Source organism: Micromonospora sp. PTRAS2 (assembly GCF_054052245.1).
In genome coordinates this window covers 1-19,094 of record NZ_JBSWBU010000013.1, presented here as the reverse complement: position 1 = coordinate 19,094, position 19,094 = coordinate 1, and the positions used below count along the sequence as shown (strand labels likewise).

General features: G+C 71.1%; 20 protein-coding genes. 17 read left to right on the top strand and 3 right to left on the bottom strand.

Features of this window, described 5'->3' with window-relative positions; translation table 11 throughout:
* Positions 1–148 precede the first annotated feature (148 nt).
* From ACVMYR_RS28025 to ACVMYR_RS28015, 3 genes are all read left to right on the top strand, one after another.
* Positions 149–505, top strand: coding sequence for a CdiA C-terminal domain-containing protein (locus ACVMYR_RS28025; RefSeq protein ID WP_457123254.1), 357 nt, complete (start codon positions 149–151; stop codon positions 503–505).
* Positions 506–522: 17 nt separating this feature from the next.
* Positions 523–978: a SitI3 family protein gene (locus ACVMYR_RS28020; protein ID WP_457123175.1), complete on the top strand. Its 456-nt coding sequence runs from the start codon at positions 523–525 to the stop codon at positions 976–978.
* A gap of 125 nt (positions 979–1,103) precedes the next feature.
* Entirely contained in the window at positions 1,104–1,430 is a 327-nt protein-coding gene (locus tag ACVMYR_RS28015) for a hypothetical protein (protein ID WP_457123174.1), read from the top strand.
* On the opposite strand, the gene ACVMYR_RS28010 is transcribed toward ACVMYR_RS28015, so the two are convergent.
* Positions 1,427–2,395: a hypothetical protein gene (locus tag ACVMYR_RS28010; protein WP_457123173.1), complete on the bottom strand. Its 969-nt coding sequence runs from the start codon at positions 2,393–2,395 to the stop codon at positions 1,427–1,429. The two genes, ACVMYR_RS28015 and ACVMYR_RS28010, sit on opposite strands and share 4 nt — an antisense overlap.
* A 134-nt stretch (positions 2,396–2,529) precedes the next feature.
* Positions 2,530–3,702: an AlbA family DNA-binding domain-containing protein gene (locus tag ACVMYR_RS28005; protein WP_457123172.1), complete on the bottom strand. Its 1,173-nt coding sequence runs from the start codon at positions 3,700–3,702 to the stop codon at positions 2,530–2,532.
* 466 nt (positions 3,703–4,168) lie between these two features.
* Here ACVMYR_RS28005 and ACVMYR_RS28000 point away from each other — a divergent pair, with 466 nt between their 5' ends.
* The 14 genes from ACVMYR_RS28000 (at position 4,169) to ACVMYR_RS27935 (ending at position 18,414) form a co-directional block, all read left to right on the top strand.
* Complete coding sequence (locus tag ACVMYR_RS28000) at positions 4,169–4,459, top strand: pilin (RefSeq protein ID WP_077939476.1); 291 nt, start codon at positions 4,169–4,171, stop codon at positions 4,457–4,459.
* Positions 4,460–4,473: 14 nt separating this feature from the next.
* Positions 4,474–5,385, top strand: a complete 912-nt coding sequence (locus ACVMYR_RS27995) for a conjugal transfer protein TrbL family protein (RefSeq protein ID WP_457123253.1) — start codon at positions 4,474–4,476, stop codon at positions 5,383–5,385.
* Positions 5,382–6,275: a PrgI family protein gene (locus ACVMYR_RS27990; protein WP_457123171.1), complete on the top strand. Its 894-nt coding sequence runs from the start codon at positions 5,382–5,384 to the stop codon at positions 6,273–6,275. Before ACVMYR_RS27995 ends, ACVMYR_RS27990 begins: the two co-directional genes overlap by 4 nt.
* A 47-nt stretch (positions 6,276–6,322) precedes the next feature.
* Positions 6,323–8,026, top strand: coding sequence for a VirB4 family type IV secretion system protein (locus ACVMYR_RS27985; RefSeq protein ID WP_457123252.1), 1,704 nt, complete (start codon positions 6,323–6,325; stop codon positions 8,024–8,026).
* Complete coding sequence (locus ACVMYR_RS27980) at positions 8,023–10,488, top strand: type IV secretory system conjugative DNA transfer family protein (protein ID WP_457123170.1); 2,466 nt, start codon at positions 8,023–8,025, stop codon at positions 10,486–10,488. The genes ACVMYR_RS27985 and ACVMYR_RS27980 overlap by 4 nt, the downstream gene beginning before the upstream one ends.
* Positions 10,489–10,694: 206 nt before the next feature.
* Positions 10,695–11,540, top strand: a complete 846-nt coding sequence (locus ACVMYR_RS27975) for a replication-relaxation family protein (protein WP_457123169.1) — start codon at positions 10,695–10,697, stop codon at positions 11,538–11,540.
* A gap of 320 nt (positions 11,541–11,860) precedes the next feature.
* The gene (locus ACVMYR_RS27970; protein ID WP_457123168.1) at positions 11,861–12,550 is read left to right on the top strand and encodes a hypothetical protein; all 690 of its coding nucleotides are present in this window, start codon (positions 11,861–11,863) and stop codon (positions 12,548–12,550) included.
* 99 nt (positions 12,551–12,649) lie between these two features.
* Positions 12,650–13,384 carry a hypothetical protein gene (locus ACVMYR_RS27965; RefSeq protein ID WP_457123167.1) on the top strand — a complete coding sequence of 245 codons (735 nt, stop codon included), beginning with the start codon at positions 12,650–12,652 and terminating at the stop codon, positions 13,382–13,384.
* 13 nt (positions 13,385–13,397) lie between these two features.
* Positions 13,398–13,988, top strand: coding sequence for a hypothetical protein (locus ACVMYR_RS27960; protein ID WP_457123166.1), 591 nt, complete (start codon positions 13,398–13,400; stop codon positions 13,986–13,988).
* A gap of 175 nt (positions 13,989–14,163) precedes the next feature.
* Positions 14,164–15,447: a MarR family transcriptional regulator gene (locus ACVMYR_RS27955; RefSeq protein ID WP_457123165.1), complete on the top strand. Its 1,284-nt coding sequence runs from the start codon at positions 14,164–14,166 to the stop codon at positions 15,445–15,447.
* 79 nt (positions 15,448–15,526) lie between these two features.
* A complete protein-coding gene (locus ACVMYR_RS27950) occupies positions 15,527–16,516 on the top strand; it encodes a DUF932 domain-containing protein (RefSeq protein WP_457123164.1) in 990 nt (329 codons plus the stop codon).
* Between the two features lie 122 nt (positions 16,517–16,638).
* The gene (locus ACVMYR_RS27945) at positions 16,639–17,040 is read left to right on the top strand and encodes a hypothetical protein (protein WP_457123163.1); all 402 of its coding nucleotides are present in this window, start codon (positions 16,639–16,641) and stop codon (positions 17,038–17,040) included.
* Between the two features lie 377 nt (positions 17,041–17,417).
* Positions 17,418–17,549, top strand: a complete 132-nt coding sequence (locus tag ACVMYR_RS27940; RefSeq protein ID WP_282326906.1) for a hypothetical protein — start codon at positions 17,418–17,420, stop codon at positions 17,547–17,549.
* Between the two features lie 232 nt (positions 17,550–17,781).
* A complete protein-coding gene (locus ACVMYR_RS27935) occupies positions 17,782–18,414 on the top strand; it encodes a hypothetical protein (protein ID WP_457123162.1) in 633 nt (210 codons plus the stop codon).
* A gap of 447 nt (positions 18,415–18,861) precedes the next feature.
* On the opposite strand, the gene ACVMYR_RS27930 is transcribed toward ACVMYR_RS27935, so the two are convergent.
* A partial coding sequence (locus tag ACVMYR_RS27930; RefSeq protein WP_457123161.1) for a tetratricopeptide repeat protein occupies positions 18,862–19,094 on the bottom strand: 233 nt, incomplete at its 5' end.

The following is a 19,094-nucleotide window of genomic DNA, read 5'->3' as shown; positions in this document are numbered from 1 at the left end:
GGAGCCGGGTGAGGTGTTCCTCCCGTGGAGCCGGCAACCCAGCGGCGTCCCCGGCGGCACGCCGACCGGCCCGCGTACCAGAATCGGGCCCAAGGTGGACGACAGCACCCGACGGGCCCTGGAACTGGAGAACGAATGCGCCGACAGCATGGCCACCAAGGGCTACCGGGTCCACCAGAACCCCACCCCAGCCGAGACCGGCGACGCCCGCGAACGCACCGGCGACCACGGCAACCCGGACAAGGACCCCGACTACCTCGTCGAAGGCCACGTCTTCGACTGCTACTCCCCCGCCGCCCGCACCTCCGTGCGCAACGTCTGGAGTCAGGTCCGGGAGAAGATCGACGACGAGCAGACCCAGCGGGTCGTGGTCAACCTCCAGGACTGGGAAGGCGACCTCAGCGCGCTACGACGCCAGTTCGACGACTGGCCCATCGACAGGCTGAAGGAACTGGCCGTGGTGCAACCCGACGGTACGATCCAACAGATCATCCGACGAAACTGAGCAGAGGCGGAGCGGACATGGGCGTCGAGTTCCGGCTGATCCTCGCCGGCGATCCACCCGTCGACGAGATCGCCGCCCTCACCGCCGCACACCCCGACGAGACGCCACGACCGACGACGAACCCGCGGCTGTTCACCGCCCGCCTCTACGACCAACGCGGCTACGCCATCACCGTCCGCGCCGGCACCCATGGCTACTACGAAGCCGAAACCGACGACGACGCCCGCTGGGAATGGGAACCCGACACGTACGTCAACATCACCTTCTCCCCCCACGCCGACGATCTAGTCGACAAAGCCATCCCCAACATGATCACCACGGTGTCCAGGGTCCTGGCCGGACGGGAGGGGGACGCCGCCCTCATCCAGGACGGCAACCACCTCCTCCTGACCCGCACCAACGGCGCCATCCACCTGCACCACCGCACCGACTGGTGGGACCACTACCACCTCACCCACCTCATCACCGACTGAACCCCCCGCTCCGCACTACCTGCGCGGCACCAGATCTACCTCGTCGATTTCAGGCTGGCCACCCCGCCCCGGTTCGACCTGTCCGCCGCCGAGCGTGACTTCGTCGCGCGCCACCTTCCACCACGATGCCGATGCGGCTGGTCAACTGGCTCGTCACCACGGCGTACGGGATGACGGTGCCGGCCAGCGGGCCGACCGCCCGCGACGCATACGTGCGCCGCTGCGCTACCAGCGACATTCCGTCAAGCGTGCCGTCGGCCGTGGCAGAAGTCCTCCCCCGGCACGCCACCGCACCCGCACGGATGACCGCATGCTGCTGGCGGCTGTTCGACGGCGACACCCACGCCGAGGACCCCGGGCTAATAGTTGATGACCTGGCCATCAAGATCACCGACAGTTTAAGGCCGCACCTGTCTCCGACAGACTCGGACACGAACCATGGTTGGTGTTAGACGACGCTGTGCTCAGCGGAGAGCCGCTTGAGCATCCCGGCCGTCGCGACGATGAGCATCTCGGCGTCGTCACGGGTGTACTCGAAGTCCTTCGTGACCTCGTCCTTGTGGCCCGCTCCGCTCATGGTGGAGAACAGGTCCTCGACCATGAAGGCCCACCGCTCCGTCAGGGTCCGCTGACGCGGGTTCTTCTTGATGGCTGCGGCGAACAGCTTCTGGGTTCCGTACGCGATGCGTACCTGCTCCACGGCCTTGCGCGCCTCGACGATCGCCGGTTCGATGTTGCTCTGCCGGAGCAGTTCACGCGCCTTCCGTAGCGCAGCCACCGCGCCGGTATAGTCGGCGTCCCTCGCCAGGGGCACCAGCAGCTCGACGAAGGCTCCGGCGTCTACCTTGACCATCTGCGCCGCCCACTCGCCGGCGTTGATGTCGAACCTCAGGTCCGCGGTCCGCAGCTTTTGCAACGGGCGCTGAAACTCGACCCTGGTTCCCGCCGGCGGTAGCAGGGTCGCCTGGTCTTCTCCATCCTTAAGCACCCAGCCCAGCTGCGCGGCGGGACGCTGCCGGGCTGCGGTGGCCGGCTCAGAGTCGCCCGCCCACTCCAGCGACAACACCGACAGCTTCAGGCTCACCCACAGGTCGCCGCCTGCGCGCAACTGCTCGACGGCGCGCAACTGCCCGTCGGTGGCGAAGCCCGAGATATGCACCTGGCCTGCCTGGACGAGCGGCGTGACCAGGTTGGCGGCGTTGAGGCCGCACAGCATTCGCTGGCTACGCCTGTTGTCCTCGACGTACATCTGGGCGCTCACCCGGTATGCAATACCCGGAACCAGATCCCGCGCCTTGCTGATCCTCAGCATCACCTCGACCTGCGCGCCTCCGGCACCCGGGTACAGGTTCAGGGCGCGCCGGGCCGGCTCCAGTTGAAGGGAGTCTCCGTTGCCGAGATCAATGACTGAGTTCATGACACACCCTTCTCTGGCGCTCTGGTCGTGGCGCAACAACGTGGGAAACCTAGGCGACACGGTGGATGGACGCGAGGACGTATCCAGCCCACGGCGGTCACCGGCTCACCGGCGGCCCCGCTCGCCTGGCAAGGCTAGGACGACGCAGCGTGTTGACGGAGCAGGTCACCGAGGCCCAAGGCGCGGAAAAGACGACCACACAGCCGATCCATGACGGGCGTAAGGTCACTTCGGAGTTCGAGGGTGGTGGCGCTCGTGATGCGCTGGTAGTGGTCGTCTGGGTATGGCACCGACGGATCCGAGAACCTGCTTTGCCTCGGCTCGCGCAGTGGGGTGACGCCGCGTGTGCCGTCCAAGTGAAGTGCGATGCCGACGATGCCGCCGAGACCGCTGCGCTCCGCGATCTCGGAGAAGATTGCGAGGGACAGGGCGGTGTAGGTGGCGAACTGCACGGGATAGATGATCTTCTGGTGCTCTGGGTCGTCTTGGCGCTGGTGATAGTACGCGTTGTAGTCGGCAACGTCGCGGGCCGCAAACGTGACCGTGCCAGACTCCGCCACCTCCAGGTACGCTTCGCAGCCGTAGGGCATGTGGTATTGGAACGCAAAGCCGCTGGGTGTGCCGACGCCGTTGCGGCTTCTGAACGGAATGCTCGGATCCGCGAAGACCAGGCTGGCGAGCGGAGTACTTTCCAGGGCGCGAAGCCGGGCTTGTGCGGCTTCGGTCACTGACGTGAGCCACTTGTTACCGGACATCAGTTCGTCCCGCAGCAACTCTGAGCGTAGGCTCCGCAAGGGCGCGATAGCCACTGTCAGAGCGGAGGGTCCCAACTCCAAAGTGGTGGCGGAGCGTTGCGCGCGTTCGAGGTCAGGAAGAACACTCTCCTCGGACACCTCCCGTAGCCGGTGAAGACGGAAGACCTCGGGGTCGGACAGCACTCGCACGACCCGGTCCGCGCGGCCGAGGTACCGCCCGTCGACCTGGTGCGGCGCGAAGGGGCTGGAAGGAACGTTCACGACTATAAGACCCGTCCGGGGATCGTTCGGGTTGACCAGGTCCGTGACGGTGATCGCGAGTGGGGGGTCTATCCGGGCGGAGCAAACGCTCTGGATGCGCTCGACCTGCCCGGCCAGGTCGACAGGGAACAGGCGGGTCGCCCGGCCAGTGTCCCGGTCTTCCTCGACACCGATCACGAGGGTTCCCCCGTCGATCCCCAGCGCTGCGATGTCCTTTGCTAGTTCCCTTTTGCCGCTGTCGGCTGTGCCGTAGTTATCACGCTTCAGCTCGAACTGATGGTGCTCGTGCACGTCACCGGACGCGACACTTGCCTCAGCCTGAGACCAGTCGCTCCAGAGCCATGAACGTATGGGTGCCGTCACAACCGCCCATCCTGGCACAGAGGTACGACATACCGTCTGGCCCCGTGGTACCGGGGCGGGCCCGTTCGACGGCGATCGACCGTACCGCGTTCAGTTCGGCCTCGGGTCGATCGTTGACGAGCATCACCGATGGCCGATCCTGTCAGAGGTTGACAGGAAGAGCAGGGGTTCGATCGGCCTGACAGTCGAGATCTGAGCGGTGCATGTCATCCACGGCATGCCCGCCCGGTGGGGACCGTTCCTTCCGGCGGGGCCCGTGGTCCGGCACGGCTGGCGCGGCGTACTGACACCGCGATTCCTTCACCACTGGTAAGGGAGGAGCGCCCCCACCGGACCACATCCCCCTCGCCCGGTCCCCACCGTGGCGGCCCGCGCAGTCTTGTGGAGGGTCGCGATGCACACCACTCTCGCTGTCCTGTCCGACCTCGCCGCCGCAGCCCAGCCGTTGGCGGCGAACAGCATCGGCCAGGTCATCTCCAACATCACCGACTGGATCATGGGAATCATCGCGCTCGTCGCGACGATGTTCCTGGTCATCGGTGGTCTGCGGTACATGGCGGCCGGGGGTGACCCGGCCCAGGTCGAGCAGGCCAAGGGCAACTTCAAGTCGGCCCTGATCGGCTACGCCCTGGCCGTGCTGTCCCCGGTGGTCCTGCAGGTGCTGCAGGGCATCCTCGGCGGCTGAGGCGGCCACCGGTGATGGTCAACGTGCTGATGGACGGTCTGGTCAGCTGGCTCGCCGAGACAGTCGTTGCTCTTCTCGGCGGCCTGCTGGCCTTTCTGACCTCGTCCATCTTCGTGTCGCCGGACGTCACGGTCCTGCCGCAGGTGCAGTCGATCGCCGAGCAGGGGTCGCTGGTCGTCAACGCCTGCTTCGTCCTCGCGATCGTCGCCGCCGGCGCCGCCACGATGGTCGGCGACTCGGTGAAGACCCGCTACAGCGTCAAACAACTGGCGCCCCGGCTCGTCGTCGGGTTCGTCCTGTCCGCATTCGCGGTGCCGCTGACCGGTGCGCTCACCGACGTCGCGAACGCCCTGACCGTGTCAATGGCCGGCGAGGCCGCGCCGACCACCGTGGCGGTAACCTTCGTCCAGGCCCGTATCGCCGCGGCGATGACCGACGAGGGCACCGCGCTCCTCACCGCCGTCATCGGGCTGCTCATCGTCGTGCTGATGCTCATGCTCGTCGGCGGTTGGATCGCGCGCGTCGGGGTGCTGGTCGTCCTGGCCGGGATCGGGCCGGTGGCCCTGGCCTGCTATGCCACCCCGTGGACGCAGGCCGCCGCCGAGCTGTGGTGGCGCAGTCTCCTGGGCTGCCTGGCCACACCCACCCTGCAAGCGGTGGTGTTCTCGGCGGGCATCGACCTGCTGATCAACCCGGAGTCGAACCTGCCGATCCTGCTCGGACTGCCCGGGTCGGACACGCTCAACCTGCTGCTCGTGGTCGTCGTGCTCTGGACCACGGTGAAGATCCCGACATTGATGCGCCGGTTCGTCGGCCAGCAGGGCGGCCGGGGCCCCAACGTTGTCGGGCTCGTCGTGCGCACGGTCGCCCTCCAGGGGTTGACCCGCGGTCTGGGCCGGCACCTACCGGTACGGAGGCCGAGATGAGCAACGCCGATGACACGACGCCCCGCGCGGTCGTCCCGGCAGACGTCAACGAGCCGGACCGTATCGCGTTCGGGCTGACGTTCCGGCAGCTCGGCATCGTCGGCGGTGTCGGTCTGGCCGCGTTCGGTGTCTATCGCAGGTTCGGGCATCTGCTGCCGCCGGTGGCGTGGATCGTCGCCGGGGTCGCCGTGTTCGCCGGGGCGGTCGTGGTGGCGCTCGGCCGCCGCGACGGCCTGCCCCTGGATGTGTGGCTGCGCCACGGGTTCCTGCTGTCGCGCAGCCCGCGCACCTTCGCTCCGGGCGCGACACAAGCCAGCGCGGTCGCGGTCGTGGTCGGCGAGCCGCGTGTCCCGGCTCCGCTGCGCCCTGCGGTCACCAGCGTCACCCCGGCCGGCGTCCTCAGCAGCGAGGGCGGCGACAAGGTCCTGATCGCCTGCGGCACCACGAACATCCACCTGCGCACCGGCGGCGAGCAGGCCGCATTGCTCGACGGGTTCGGCCGGTTCCTCAACTCGCTGACCGGGCCGGCGCAGCTCGTCGTGGCCACGCAGCGGCACGACCTGACCGCCTACGCACAGGCGACCCTGGACTATGCCCCGCGCCTGCCACATCCGGCGCTGCAGGCCGCCGCCGGCGACTACGCCGACTTCCTGGTCGACCTCGACAGCCGCCGCGATCCGCTGCGCCGGCAGGTCCTCGCCGTCGTCACCGGCGCGTACGCGGCCGATACCGCCGTGCGCGCCCTGTCCGGCGTGGGTGTCGAAGCGGTCGCGTTGGACGGGCCGGCCGTCGCCGCCGCCCTCGCGCAGGCGGCCGATCCGTTCTCCCCGCCGGTGTCCGGCCCCCGCGCGGTGCCCGGCACTTCGATCACCCTACGGAGCACACCGTGATCTTGAGAAAGCCCAGCAGAACAAAGAGCACTGCCCCCGGGTACGGCATGCCGTACCCGGCGGCCCTGTCGGTCACGCCCAGGCACGTGCAGGTCGGCGACGGGTACGCCGCCACGTACGTGGTGTGCGGCTACCCGGCCGAGGTCGGGCCGGCGTGGTTGGACCCGCTGCTGTCCTACCCCGGCCGGGTCGACGTCGCGGTGCACCTCGACCCCGTCGCCCCGCAGCTGGCCGCGCCGATGCTCAAGCGGCAGCGGGCCCGCTTCGAGTCGTCCCGGCGGCTCGACGCCGACCAGGGCCGGCTGGGTGACCCGATGGTGGAGGCGGCGGCGGCCGATGCCGCGGACCTCGCCGAACGGGTCGCCCGGGGGGCGGCGAAGCTGTTCGAGGTCGGCATCTACGTCACCGTCCACGCCCGCACCCTCGACGAGCTGGACGAGACCGTCGCGGGGGTGAGGTCGGCCGCCGCCAGCGTGCTGCTGGATTTGCAACCGGCGACGTTCCGCCACCAGCAGGGTTGGGTGTCTACCCTCCCCGTCGGGGTGGACGCGCTGCGGATGCGCCGCGTCCTCGACACCACTGCCCTGGCGGCGGCGTTCCCGCTCGCCTCGGCCGACCTCGCCGCCCCCGCGCCGGGTGCCGTCGTCGCGCCCGACGGGGTCCTCTACGGGGTCAACACGACCAGCAACGGCGTGCTGATCTGGAACCGGTGGGCGCAGGACAACCACAACTCGGTCGTCCTGGCCCGCTCGGGCGCGGGCAAGAGCTACTTCGTAAAGCTCGAAGTGCTGCGAAACCTGTACCAGGGCACGACCGTGGCGGTGATCGACCCCGAGGACGAGTACGCGCCCCTGGCCGAGCACGTCGGCGGCACCATCGTGCAGCTCGGCCAACCCGGCGTCCGCGTCAACCCGTTGGATCTGCCCGCCGATCACCGGCCCGACACCCTGACCCGCCGCGGCCTGTACCTGCACACCCTGGTCTCGGTGCTGCTCGGGGCGGCCCCGCCGCCGGCCGAACGCGCCGCCCTCGACCGGGCCATCACCGCCACCTACGCCCGGGCCGGCATCAACGGCGACCCCGCCACGTGGACCAGGCCCGCGCCGCTGCTGCGGGACCTCGCCGACGTGCTCGCCGCCGACGGCGACCCGGCCGCCGGGCACCTCGCCGCCCGGCTCGCCCCGTGGACCGTGGGGAACTTCGCCGGCCTGTTCGACGGGCCGACGTCGGTCCGCCCCGAGGGCCACCTCGTGGTGTGGTCGCTGCGGCACCTGCCCGACGAGCTGCGCACCGTGGGCACGCTGCTGGCCCTCGACTCGATCTGGTCGGGCATCGACACGCCCGCCCCGGGCGTGCACCTCCGGCGGCGGCTCGTCGTGGTCGACGAGGCCTGGTTGTTGATGCGCAACGGCGAGGGCAGCCGGTTCCTGTTCCGGATGGCGAAGGCCGCCCGGAAGCGGTCCGCCGGGCTGTGCGTCGTCACCCAGGACGCTGCGGACGTGCTGTCGACGGACCTGGGGCTCGCCGTGGTGTCCAACGCCGCTACCCAGGTGCTGATGCGGCAGAGCACGCAGTCCATCGACGCCGTCGCCGAGGCGTTCAACCTGACCGCCGGCGAGGCCCGGCTGCTGCTGTCGGCGCCCCGGGGCGAGGGCCTGCTCGTCGCCGGGCGCAGCCGGATCCCCTTCCGCAGCGTCGGATCGGCCGCGGAGCACACGATCGCCGTCACCGGTGTCGGGGAGGTCGAATGACGGCCGCACCGCCGACCTGGCCTGCCGAGATGTGGCAGTGGGTCGCCGCCCGGCCGTGGCTCGGTGTTCTCGTCGCCGCCGTGGTCGTCGCGGCCGTGTTCGGTCACGACCGGGTGCTCGCCTGGCGGCACCGGCGGTTCGCCGCCGGCGCGCGGTGGTTGACCATCGCCGCGCCGCCGGAGGTCACCGCCGGGGCCGCCGCCGCGTTCTGGACCACTCTCGTCGGTGTGCTGACCCCGTCGGTGTGGCGGCGGCGCGTGTTCGGCTACCCGCACGTCGGGTGGGAGTACACGTGGACCGGCCGCGCCCTGACCATCCGGGTGTGGGTGCCGGGCACGGTGCCGCCCGGCGCGGTCGAAGCCGCCGTCCGGGCGGCCTGGCCCGCCGCGACGATGGTCGCCAGCGACGCCGCCGCCCCGATCCCGGCGCAGGTGGGCGACGAGGTGGGCGGGGCGCACTGGCCGCAGCACCCCGACGGGTTGCCGCTGCGCAGCGAACACGACAGCGACCCGCTGCGGGCGCTGCTGGCCGCCGGGGCCGAGGTACGCCACCGCGAGCACGCGTGCGTGCAGGTCCTCGCCCGCCCGGCGTCGGCCCGCCGCATCCGCGCCGCCAGGCAAGCGGCGGCGGCCACGCCCGCCCATCCGCACGGTAGGCCCGACGTCACCGCCCGGACGGTGTCGGCTGGGACGCGGCTGGCCGTCGAGCCCTTGTTGTGGCTGCTCGACGCGTTCCTGCCCGGACCGTCGCGGCCACGCACCCCGCCGACGGTGGCCCGGGTGGTCGAGCGGAACCCGGTGACCACCGCCGACGCCCGCACCATGGTCGACAAGGCGGTGCGGGTGCCGCACTTCGAGATCGCCGTCCGGTTCGCCGTGGCCACCGACGCGGACCGGACCCCACCGGACACGGAACGGGCCACGCAGATCCGGGAGCGTCTCGTCGGTCTCGGGCACACGATCGCCTCGGCCGCCGCGGCGTATACCGGGCCGAACCGGCTGCGGCGCATGAAGATGCCGCGGCCGGTGGCGACGATCGGCGGCCGGCGGTTGCGGCGCGGGTTCCTGGCCACCGTGCCGGAACTCGCGGCCCTGGCAGCGCTGCCCCAGGACCTCGCGGTGCCGGGCCTGGACCGGGCGCGGGCCAGGGCCGTGCCGGCGCCCGTGCAGGTGCCCTCCGGCGGGCGGAGCGTGAAGGTGCTGGGGCGCTCGCAGATCGGCCACCACAGCGTCGGGTTGAGGGTGACCGACGCCCGGCAGCACGTGCACGTCGTCGGCAAGACCGGCGTCGGCAAGTCCACGCTGCTGCTGAACATGATCCTCGGCGACATCCGAGCCGGGCGGGGCACGGTGGTCATCGACCCACGCGGGGACCTGATCACCGACATCCTCGACCGGCTCCCCGCCCCGTACGCGAAGAAGATCGTCATCATCGACCCGGACCAGGAGAACCCGGGTTGCTTCAACCCCCTCGACGACCAGGGCGATCCGCACCTGGCGGTCGACAACCTGGTGGGCATCTTCGCGAAGATCTTCGCCGGCCAGTGGGGACCACGCATGGACGACACCATGCGGGTGGCGTGCCTGACGTTGATGCGGCACGCGAAACCGACGCTGAGCCTGGTGCCGTCGCTGTTGCAGGACCGGGAGTTCCGGGGCCGGTTCACCCACGGCCTCGACGACCCGGACGGCCTCGGCGGGTTCTGGCTCTGGTACGACGGCATCAACGACCAGTTCCGAGGCCAGGTCATCGCCCCCGTCCTCGCCCGGCTACGGGCCTTCCTGCTGCGCGACTTCGTCAAGAGCGTGATCGGCAACGCGCACAGCTCGTTCGACATGGGCGCGGTGCTCGACGGCGGGGTCCTGCTGTGCCGGCTACCCAAGGGGATCCTCGGTGAGGAGACCAGCCGCATCCTCGGCTCGCTGATCGTGGCCCGAGTGTGGCAGGCCGCCATCGCCCGGGCCAACATCGCCGAGGACCAGCGCCGGGACGCCAGCCTGTACGTCGACGAGTGCCAGAACTTCCTGACGCTGCCCGGCAGCGTCGGGGACATGCTCGCCGAGGCGCGCGGGTTCCGCCTCGGGCTCGTCCTGGCGCACCAGGACCTCGCCCAGTTGCCCCGGGACGTGGCGGCGGCGGTGTCGGCCAACGCCCGGTCGAAGTTGTTCTTCACCGTCGACCCCGCCGACGCGCGGGAGCTGTCCCGGCACACCAGACCCGAGCTGGACGAGCACGACCTCGCCCACCTCGACGTCTACACCGCCGCCGCCCGGCTGCTGGTCGGCAACCGGGAACTGCCGGCGTTCACCTTCACCACCAACCCGCCGGTGCCGGTGGTGGGTGAGGCGACCGCGATCCGGCAGGCATGCGCCGCCGCCCACCGCCGCACCGACGGTGAACCGCCGATGCAGCAGCTGGCCCGCACCGCGATGAAACGGCGGATGAACTCCCGCGACCGCTGACCGGCGGGCTGCTCGTGCGGGGGCTCGGCCGGGTACGGCACCGGGGGCTCGTTTGGGGGTGTCCGCGACACGAGGCCCCAGACGAGCCCTCCGCCGCCGTCCTGTCAGGTGCCCCACCTGCCGCAACCCGGCCCGCGACCGGCCCGCCAGCAAGATCGACTCATCCAGACTCCCTACGGGACTCTCTCTCCACGGGGTGACCCTCCATGCCGCCATCGCGTTCCCCTGGCCTACTGGCCCTCTACCCGCACATCACCGGCCGGGACCGACTGCTGCTCCAACTCCTCGACGACCACCAGGTCCTCACCACCGACCAGATCCACCGCATGCTGTTCCAGGCGCGCCGCACCTGCCAGATCCGACTCGGTGAACTCGCCAGCCTGGGTCTGCTGGACCGGTTCCGGTTCGCCCGCGCCGGAGGCGGCAGCCACCCGTGGCACTGGACCCTCGGCCACCACGGGCACCGGTTCCAGGCCGCCGCCCACCAGCGGCCCGAGCCCACCCTGCGGGCGACCCGCCAACGGGTGCACCGGCTGTCGGCCAACCCGCACCTGCCCCACCTGCTCACCGCCAACGAGTTCTTCGTCCGGCTCACCGCCCACACCCGCCGGCGCCCCGAGGCGCGGCTGCAGCGGTGGTGGTCCGAGACGCTGACCGCCAGGCAGTTCCGGACCATCACCGCCGACGGCCACGGCCTGTGGAGCGTCGCCGGCACCACGGTCGGCTTCTTCCTGGAAGCCGACACCGGCACCGAACCGCTGGGCCGGGTCGTGGCCAAACTCGACCGGTACGCGCACCTGACCCGCCGCGGCGGCCCCCGCTACCCGGTGCTGTTCTGGCTCGGCAGCGCACACCGCGAAGAGCACCTCCACCGGCTCCTGACCGGCGACGTGCCGTGCGCGACCGCCACCCACACCGCCGACCCGGCCGAGGCGGTCTGGCTCCCCGCCGGCGCCACCGCCCGGGTCCCCCTCACCGAGTTGCCCAGCGACCACGGCCAGCCGGTCGCGGACAACCCGAACTTCGACGACGACGGCGACCTCGTTCCCTGACAGCCCCTGGCAGGCCGGCGACGGATCCTGTCAGCGCAGCTCACGGGCATGGCCACGGATCCTGACCGCGCTGGCGCTGTCAGGTCACGGCGCTACGGTGCAGCTTCTTCTCTCTGCTCGCACCGCCGCCCGTCTGTCCCCTCTCCGGATCTGCCCGCGCCAGCGGGATCACCTCCCAGCCCACCCCCTGCGGTCGGCTCGTGATCCACGCCCCGCGCCTTCACCGGCAGCTTCCCCGGCCAGACGCCGCGCCCCGGTGGCACCACCCGACACACCCCGTCATGCCCAGCCCTGTCCTGCCGCGAAGGGAGCACCCCGCCATGCCCGCACCCATGTCCTGGCCCGCTCAGGTCGTCACTGTCTGCTTCGCCGCCGGCGACGACGCCGACTGGTTCGCCGCCGCCGAGAAGGTCCACGCCCGCCTGCACGCCCACGGCACCCCGGCCCGCCGCTACCACGTCCGCCACCGCCGGCTCATCGGCTGGCTGACCCGGTTCTTCGGCTACTACCTGCTCGACGCCGCCCGCCATTTCGGCGCGGTCACCCTGGCCGCCGGTGGCCGCAAGAGCCGCCTCGACCTGACCGGCACCGCCGCAAAGGCCACCCACCACGCCGGCCTGCGCTGGCGGGCCTGGAACACCCACATCAGCGCCACCACCAAGCCCGCCCGGCCCTGGGAGGACTTCCTCGCCCAGCACCTCGCCGACCCGACGAAGATCACCCTGAACGAGGCCCGCCGCCGCTTCGAACAGCAGCCCCGCGTGCTGGCGATGCTCGCCAGCGCCTTCGACCCCTACGAGCTGTCCGTCTACCAGGCCGGCGAAGCCACCTACGTCGGCCTGCACTGGCGCATCGCCCTCGTCGGCGACGCCCTCATCACCACCGACGGTCGGGTCCTCTCCCCCGCCAGCGACTCCGTCGCCGACCGGTTCCGCTTCCTCAACGAGGCATGCGGCTACCTGCGCAACCTGCGGCCGGACGCGCGGGTGTGCGCCGTCGCCATCGCCTGACACCTAACCACCCGAACACACCGAGGACCGGTCGCCACCCTCGCGGCGACCGGTCCTCGGCCGTGCCCGCAACCCCGCCCACCAGCAGAGGAGAACCCGGTGTTCCTGACCGATCCCGCGCTGCGGCGCATCGCCGCCGACACCAACGACGTCCTGCCCGAACGCCTGTGGCGCCACGACACCGCCACCCACGACCCGCTCGGCGACCTCGCCCGGATCCTGCACACCACCGCCCGCGAGTTCACCGACAGCACCACCGCCCTCGACCAGGCCCTCGCCCGGCTGGGCGTGCTCGCCGACACGACCCGACGGGGACTGGCCGCCCGCGCCGACCTGCACGCCGCCGGCTACCACCAGGCGCTCACCAACGCCCTCACCGCCCGCGAACGGCACATCGCCCTCGGAGCCATGCTCCTCACCGTCTACCGCGCCTGGCGCCACCACCGGCCCGTGCCCGGCGACAGCGACGAGCGACACCTGCTCCTGTACGCCGGCGACCCGACGCGCGGCGTGGCCACCCTGCGCCGACGCGAACCGCACACCTGGCTGGTGATACCCGACGCCGAGGCCGCCACCGCCTTCGACATCCCCTACCCCGACCGCATCGTCGGCGAGGTCACCGAAACCGAGCCCGGCTGGAAACCCACCGCTTACACCGCCGCACCGCACCACCCGACGCCGGCCGGCATGACGTACCCGCTGCCGGTCTGCGACGACCTCGCCTCGGCCTGCCGGTCGCTGCTGCGCTGGTGGCACCTGCGCCACTCCGACACCTGGCGCAGCCGCACCCCCGACCAGCTCACCCCCGCCGAACTCGCCCACCTCACCAGCTGAACCGGGGACCCTCATGCCGCACCTCGACCTGATCGGCCGCTGGATCGCCGCGGCCACCGGCCGCACCCTCGACCAGCACGCCGCCGACCCCCTCCCCGCCGCCGCGCACCTGCCCGAGGCCGCCAGCACACTGCGGCACCTGCGCACCGAGCTGCTGCTCACGGTGGACCAGCTACGGACCCTGCTCATCAACGCCGACGACCTCACCGGGCCCGTCGGCGCCGTCACCGGCACGCTGGAGACGATCGCCGACCTGGCCCGCGAGTACCACCAGGCCCGCGACCGGGTCGACACCCTCATCGGCGACACCGCACGCGCCGCCTACGCGCGGGCGCACCCGGGCCGGATGGTGCAACGGCGCTACGTCAACCCCGGCGACACCGTCCTGGTCGTCCTGCCGCACACCGACGCCTGCCGCAGACAACACCTCGCCGGCCAGCGCGCCCACATCAAGGTCGGCACGGCCGACGCCGGGCTCCGCCCGCCCGGCAGCGCCAACCCACTACGGCTGTCCCACGCCGACGCCGGCATCTACCGCGACCCGACCGAGGACCGCCTCTACATCCTCCAGGCCACCACGGACGCAGCCACCGCCGGCCGCTGACGTCCGCGCGGCATCACGCCGCCCACGTCCACCGGGCCGCACTCCCAGCACAGCACACAGCACGGCAGCGCGTTTCCACGCCTGCCGCGCCCGCTGCTGCCCGCAACCCGGCGCACCACCGCCCGGCACCACCCGGTGCCCGGCAAACCCATGTTCCCTGAGGAGGGAAACCCTGATGGAACACCAGTCCCTGACACCTGCCACGCAGGCCGTCCTCGACGCGCTGACCACTCTCGGCCAGGGCAACGTCCAGGAACTCGCCGACACCTCCGGCAAGGCCCGCTCGACCACCGACCGGGCGATCAAGGCCCTGGCCGAGGCCGGACTGATCGTCGCGGTGGACACCGACGCCGACGCGGCCGAGGGCACGCCCACGCGGTGGACCCTGGCAACCCCGGCCGAGGCCACCAACACCGACCCGCAGGACACCGACCAGGACGACGAACACACCGCCGGCACGGACGCCCCCGAGCACGCCGACCCCAGCCCGGACGCCGAACCCGGAGAGCCGGACAGCGAGCCGGCCGGGACGCCCGACGGGCCGGTCGACAACGGTGGGGACGGCGACATCGGCCAGGACGGCGGGACCGGCCAGGACGAGGGCGGCGACGCCGACGGCACGGAGCCGGAAACCGACACGGACGAGCCGACCGACCTCGACGACCAGCCCGACGCCGGCGACGGGGGTTCCGCGGACGACGGGGAGGACGAGGCACCGGCGGCGGCTGTCGTGCAGCCGGCGCGTCCGGGGGACCGCAAGGTCATGGCCATCAAGGGCGTCCTGGCCGACCACGGCGACGACGGCGCGACCCTCGACGTGATCGTGGCCGAGAGCGGCATCGGACACTCCACCGCGACCCGCCTGCTGACGGCGATGGAGCAGGCCGACGCCGCCCGCCGCCTGCCCGGCCTGCCGCAGCGGTGGATCCCGGGCCCGACCAAGGCCAGCGAGGTCGACCCGAACCCGGAGCCGCCCCGCTGCCCGCTGTGCCACCAGGTCATCCGTGGCCTGGCCACCGCACCGGACGCCACGGCGACGGTGCAGTCGCTGATCCGGCCGGACGGCACGCTGCACATCGTCGCCCCGGACGGGGAAACCCACGTCGTCGACCTGCCCACCCGCACGCCCCCGCGCACGGCGGGCGTCGCCCGCAGTGCCGGCCGGCGCGGCGACGGGACCGTCAACACCGACGGCAGCCAGCCCTTCGGCCGAGGCGAGCTGGAGAAGCTCACCCTCGACGTCCTGGCCGCCCACCCCGGCCACGCGATGACCCCGCAGGACATCGCCACCGCAATCAGCGCCCAGCTCCACCGCGCGGTCAGCTCCGGGGCCGTACGCAACAACTGCACCAAAGCCGCCGCGGCCGGCCGGATCCTCCTGGTCTCCGACGCCCCGCTGACCTTCGCCCACCCCGCGCCGGCCGGCAACGGCCCCGACGGCCAGGCCGACCCGTCCTAACCCGCACACCACATCCCTCACCCGCTGCGGGGGCCGAGCCGCGCGCCCGGCCCCCGCAGCACATCGAAAGGAGAACCCCGTGCCACACGAACTCGAAACCCTCGCCGACGGAACCACCGCCTTCGCCAGCGCCCGCCTGTCGGCCTGGCACCAGCTCGGCACCGTCACCCAGGACACCATGCGCGCCGAAGAGATCATGGCCGCCGCCCGCCTCGGCGACTGGGGCGTCCGCACCATCCGCACCGTCGGCATCGACATCGTCGACGGCGTCGAAGTGCAGATCCCCGCCGACGACAAGCGGATGACCGTACGCCGCAACCCCGTCACCGGCGACACCGAGTACCTGGGCATCGTCGGCACCGACTACACCGTGGTCCAGAACGAGCAATGCGCCGAGATGCTCGACCGCCTCGTCGACCAGGTCGGCGGCGCCCACTTCGAAACCGCCGGCAGCCTCCGCCGAGGCAAGAGCGTGTTCGTCACCATGAAACTGCCCGACGCGATAGAGATCGCCGGGGTGGACCGCCTCGACCTCTACCTCATCGGCACCACCTCCCACGACGGCACCGCCGCGCTGCGCGTGGACGCCAGCCCCATCCGGGTGGTCTGCGCCAACACCCAACGCGCCGCCTTCGCCAACTCCGTCGGGCACTACACGTTCCGGCACACCTCCAACGTCAACTCCCAGATCAGCCAGGCCCGCGAGGCACTGGGCCTGATGTGGAAATACATGGAGACCTTCGAGAAGGCCGCCGAGCGGATGCTCAACACCGAGCTGACCATGCGCGAGTTCGAACAAATCGTCGGCCAGGTGTGGCCGGTCAAGGACAACGCGTCCGAGCAGACCCGCAACAACGCCAAGCAGCGCCTCGGCACCCTCAAGTACCTCATCCGCGAGTCCGACACCCAGGCGACCATCACCGGCAGCCGGTGGGCCGGCTACCAGGCCATCACCGAGTACCTCGACCACTACCAGCCCGCCAAGAACGCCATCGCCCGCGCCAACCGGGTCCTCACCGGCAACGTCGGCGACCTGAAGGTCACCGCCTTCGACCTGCTCAAGGTCTGACCACTCCCCACCCACCCAGCCGGGACGGCGGGCCACCCGTGCCGCCGCCCGGTCCCCATCTCCGGAGGGACACCCATGACACCGCGCACGACGAGGCGCGACGAAGCCCTGGCGGACAGCCGATGAGCGGCCACATCCGCCACCCCCGAGACATCCGGCAGACGGTGTGCGGACTGCCCGCCGCCGACGTCCGCCGGTGGGAAACCGAGCACCCACCACGCATCGACCACACCTGCGAGGACTGTTACACCCTGCTGCCCGAGGCCGTCCGGCCCGACGACGCCAACCACCCACCGGGCGACCCCACCCTCATCGATACCCTGCGACGCATCGTCGCCGACCGGCAGCACGCCAAGATCGACGGAGTCCTCGTGGACCTCTGGTCGGCCAACGTCACCGTCCTCATCTGGGACCACCTCCGCGACGACAAGCGCCAACAGCTGCTAACCCTGCCGCCACACGAACTGATCCTGCGCTGCGTCGCCATCTACACCCGCCTCACCAGCAACGGCGGCGACACCTGACCGGGCGACCGACACGCGGACGCCCTCGACGACCGAGCCCTCCGCCCGGGCCCCGGCCGAACCTCCGCCGTCCGCCGCCGGCCTGAGCGACGGCCCGACATCCACCCACCCATCGCGTACGCCTCGGACGCCGCGCACCGCCGGCGACGTCCGAGGCGTACGCCTGTGCACCCTCGGAGGGCCCCATTACGCCACCGTGGCAGAGAAGCTGCAACTGTCGCTGCCTGCTCCACCACCACCTGCCGCGCACCACCTACAACGAGCCCGCCTGCGCCTGCACCATCACCTGCGCCACGCAACCCCTCGCCCTGCTCGCCGACCGCTGGGGCTGCGCGCTCTTCCTCGACCCCGCCGGCGATCTCTGGCACGTCCCCGCCATGACCCACGGCACCTGGGACTGGAGCAACGCCGCAGAAATCGACACCCGCTCCGACCTCCACGACGCCGGCCGGCTCGTCGAGCAGCTGCTCCGTCACGTCGCCCAGGTGCTCGCCGCACCTCTCTCCTGAACCCACCGCCACTCACCGTGGGCCGCTCCTCCGGGCGGTCCACCGTCCTTTCCGCGCTTGACGATCCGAAGAGACAGCGGTGAACCGCCCCCACTGAACGAAGTCGCCGACCTTCTTGGCGACGAACGTACGGGCTGCTACCGCTCGCCCACCGCCTGCAGCTCGCATCCGCTGTTGCCTCGCCGGCCGCACGGACCCGGCTTTCTTGCGTCTCCAACGAAGGGCCACCGCCATGACCAGGATCATCATCGGCGTCGTCACCGTCATCACCGTTGCCTGCCTCGGACTGCCCATGCTTCTGCTGTCGTCAGTCCTCGGCGACTCCGGCGGCTGTGGCGTCGCCACCGCACCCGCCGCACGCCCCAGCGGGCACCCATCCGGCAGCGGTAGCTGGGACACCGAACAATTGGAGATCGCCGCGACCATCATCGACGTCGGCATCGCCAAAGGCGTGCCTCATTGGGGTTGGGTCGTCGCCGTCGCCACCGCCATACAGGAGTCCGGCCTGCGCAACCTGCCCCACCTCGGCAACCGCAACGACCACGACTCCATTGGAGTGTTCCAGCAACGCCCGAGCCAGGGCTGGGGTACCGTCACCCAACTTTCCAAGCCCAGCTACCAGGCGGGAAGGTTCTTCGACAAGCTCCTGACCGTCCCCGGCTGGGAATCGATGCCACTCACCCGGGCCGCCCAGACGGTCCAAGTCTCGGCCTACCCCGACGCGTACGCAAAGTGGACCGACGACGCGACGAACCTGGTCAACCAGTTGACCAGCGCCCTTACCGACTGCCCACCGACGCGCTCAACATCCTCCCGGATGGGTTCGCCCATCCTGCCGACACCCCACCCGCCGTCGCCGCCGTAATTCTCCTGCCCGGCCCGGCTGGTGGTCAGTTCGCCGGGCTGGCCACCGGCCGGCGACCCCAACACCACCCACCACCGCCGCCTCAGCCGTTGGCGGGCGAGGTTCTGCTCCTGGGTCGACACCCGGCCGTAGCCGATGCGCACCCCGGACAGCGGGGCCGGGCGAGGAGGTCGCCCGGGGTAAGTGTGGGGGCGGTCATGCCATTGAGGGTGTCCGACAAACCCGTGATCGGCTTGTTGGAAACGCTCGGTTTCGAGACTGGTTTGTTAGACAGCTCTGACTGGTCGTTCTCCCGCTTTTTGATCTTGTTCGGGAGACGATCGTTTCTCGGACAGCCCCCGGGGCTCCCGTCCGCTAGATCAACTCCTCAGCGATACTTTGGGCAAAGACGGACCTTCTCTTGGATACATGCCGCTTGCCGTCGACGCCGGAGCCCAACCACGCCTCCTACTCGGAACTGGAACCCTCCATGGCAGCCCGCAAGTTGCCATAGACGACCCGGGTCTGTGGGTGGTCGTTGCCGAGCACCCGCCGGCAGTCGGTGAGGGCCTGCTCGAACAGCGAGATCGCCCGCCCCAAGTCCCCCGCCGCCTGGTAGGCGTAGGCGAGGTTGTTGACCGAGGCCAGCGTCTGGGGGTGATCGTTGCCGAGCACCCGCCGCCGATCGGCGAGGGCCTGCT

What these genes read in the sequence shown, in the direction of transcription:
- ACVMYR_RS27960 (WP_457123166.1), top strand. Translation starts at nt 13,398, where the DNA reads ATGCCGCACCTCGACCTGATCGGCCGCTGGATCGCCGCGGCCACCGGC.
- ACVMYR_RS27940 (WP_282326906.1), top strand. Translation starts at nt 17,418, where the DNA reads ATGACCCACGGCACCTGGGACTGGAGCAACGCCGCAGAAATCGACACC.
- ACVMYR_RS27985 (WP_457123252.1), top strand. Translation starts at nt 6,323, where the DNA reads ATGCCGTACCCGGCGGCCCTGTCGGTCACGCCCAGGCACGTGCAGGTC.
- ACVMYR_RS28015 (WP_457123174.1), top strand. Translation starts at nt 1,104, where the DNA reads ATGCCGATGCGGCTGGTCAACTGGCTCGTCACCACGGCGTACGGGATG.
- ACVMYR_RS27990 (WP_457123171.1), top strand. Translation starts at nt 5,382, where the DNA reads ATGAGCAACGCCGATGACACGACGCCCCGCGCGGTCGTCCCGGCAGAC.
- ACVMYR_RS27995 (WP_457123253.1), top strand. Translation starts at nt 4,474, where the DNA reads ATGGTCAACGTGCTGATGGACGGTCTGGTCAGCTGGCTCGCCGAGACA.
- ACVMYR_RS28025 (WP_457123254.1), top strand. Translation starts at nt 149, where the DNA reads ATGGCCACCAAGGGCTACCGGGTCCACCAGAACCCCACCCCAGCCGAG.
- ACVMYR_RS27970 (WP_457123168.1), top strand. Translation starts at nt 11,861, where the DNA reads ATGCCCGCACCCATGTCCTGGCCCGCTCAGGTCGTCACTGTCTGCTTC.
- ACVMYR_RS27980 (WP_457123170.1), top strand. Translation starts at nt 8,023, where the DNA reads ATGACGGCCGCACCGCCGACCTGGCCTGCCGAGATGTGGCAGTGGGTC.
- ACVMYR_RS28010 (WP_457123173.1), bottom strand. Translation starts at nt 2,395, where the DNA reads ATGAACTCAGTCATTGATCTCGGCAACGGAGACTCCCTTCAACTGGAG.
- ACVMYR_RS27935 (WP_457123162.1), top strand. Translation starts at nt 17,782, where the DNA reads ATGACCAGGATCATCATCGGCGTCGTCACCGTCATCACCGTTGCCTGC.
- ACVMYR_RS27975 (WP_457123169.1), top strand. Translation starts at nt 10,695, where the DNA reads ATGCCGCCATCGCGTTCCCCTGGCCTACTGGCCCTCTACCCGCACATC.
- ACVMYR_RS28000 (WP_077939476.1), top strand. Translation starts at nt 4,169, where the DNA reads ATGCACACCACTCTCGCTGTCCTGTCCGACCTCGCCGCCGCAGCCCAG.
- ACVMYR_RS28020 (WP_457123175.1), top strand. Translation starts at nt 523, where the DNA reads ATGGGCGTCGAGTTCCGGCTGATCCTCGCCGGCGATCCACCCGTCGAC.
- ACVMYR_RS27955 (WP_457123165.1), top strand. Translation starts at nt 14,164, where the DNA reads ATGGAACACCAGTCCCTGACACCTGCCACGCAGGCCGTCCTCGACGCG.
- ACVMYR_RS27945 (WP_457123163.1), top strand. Translation starts at nt 16,639, where the DNA reads ATGAGCGGCCACATCCGCCACCCCCGAGACATCCGGCAGACGGTGTGC.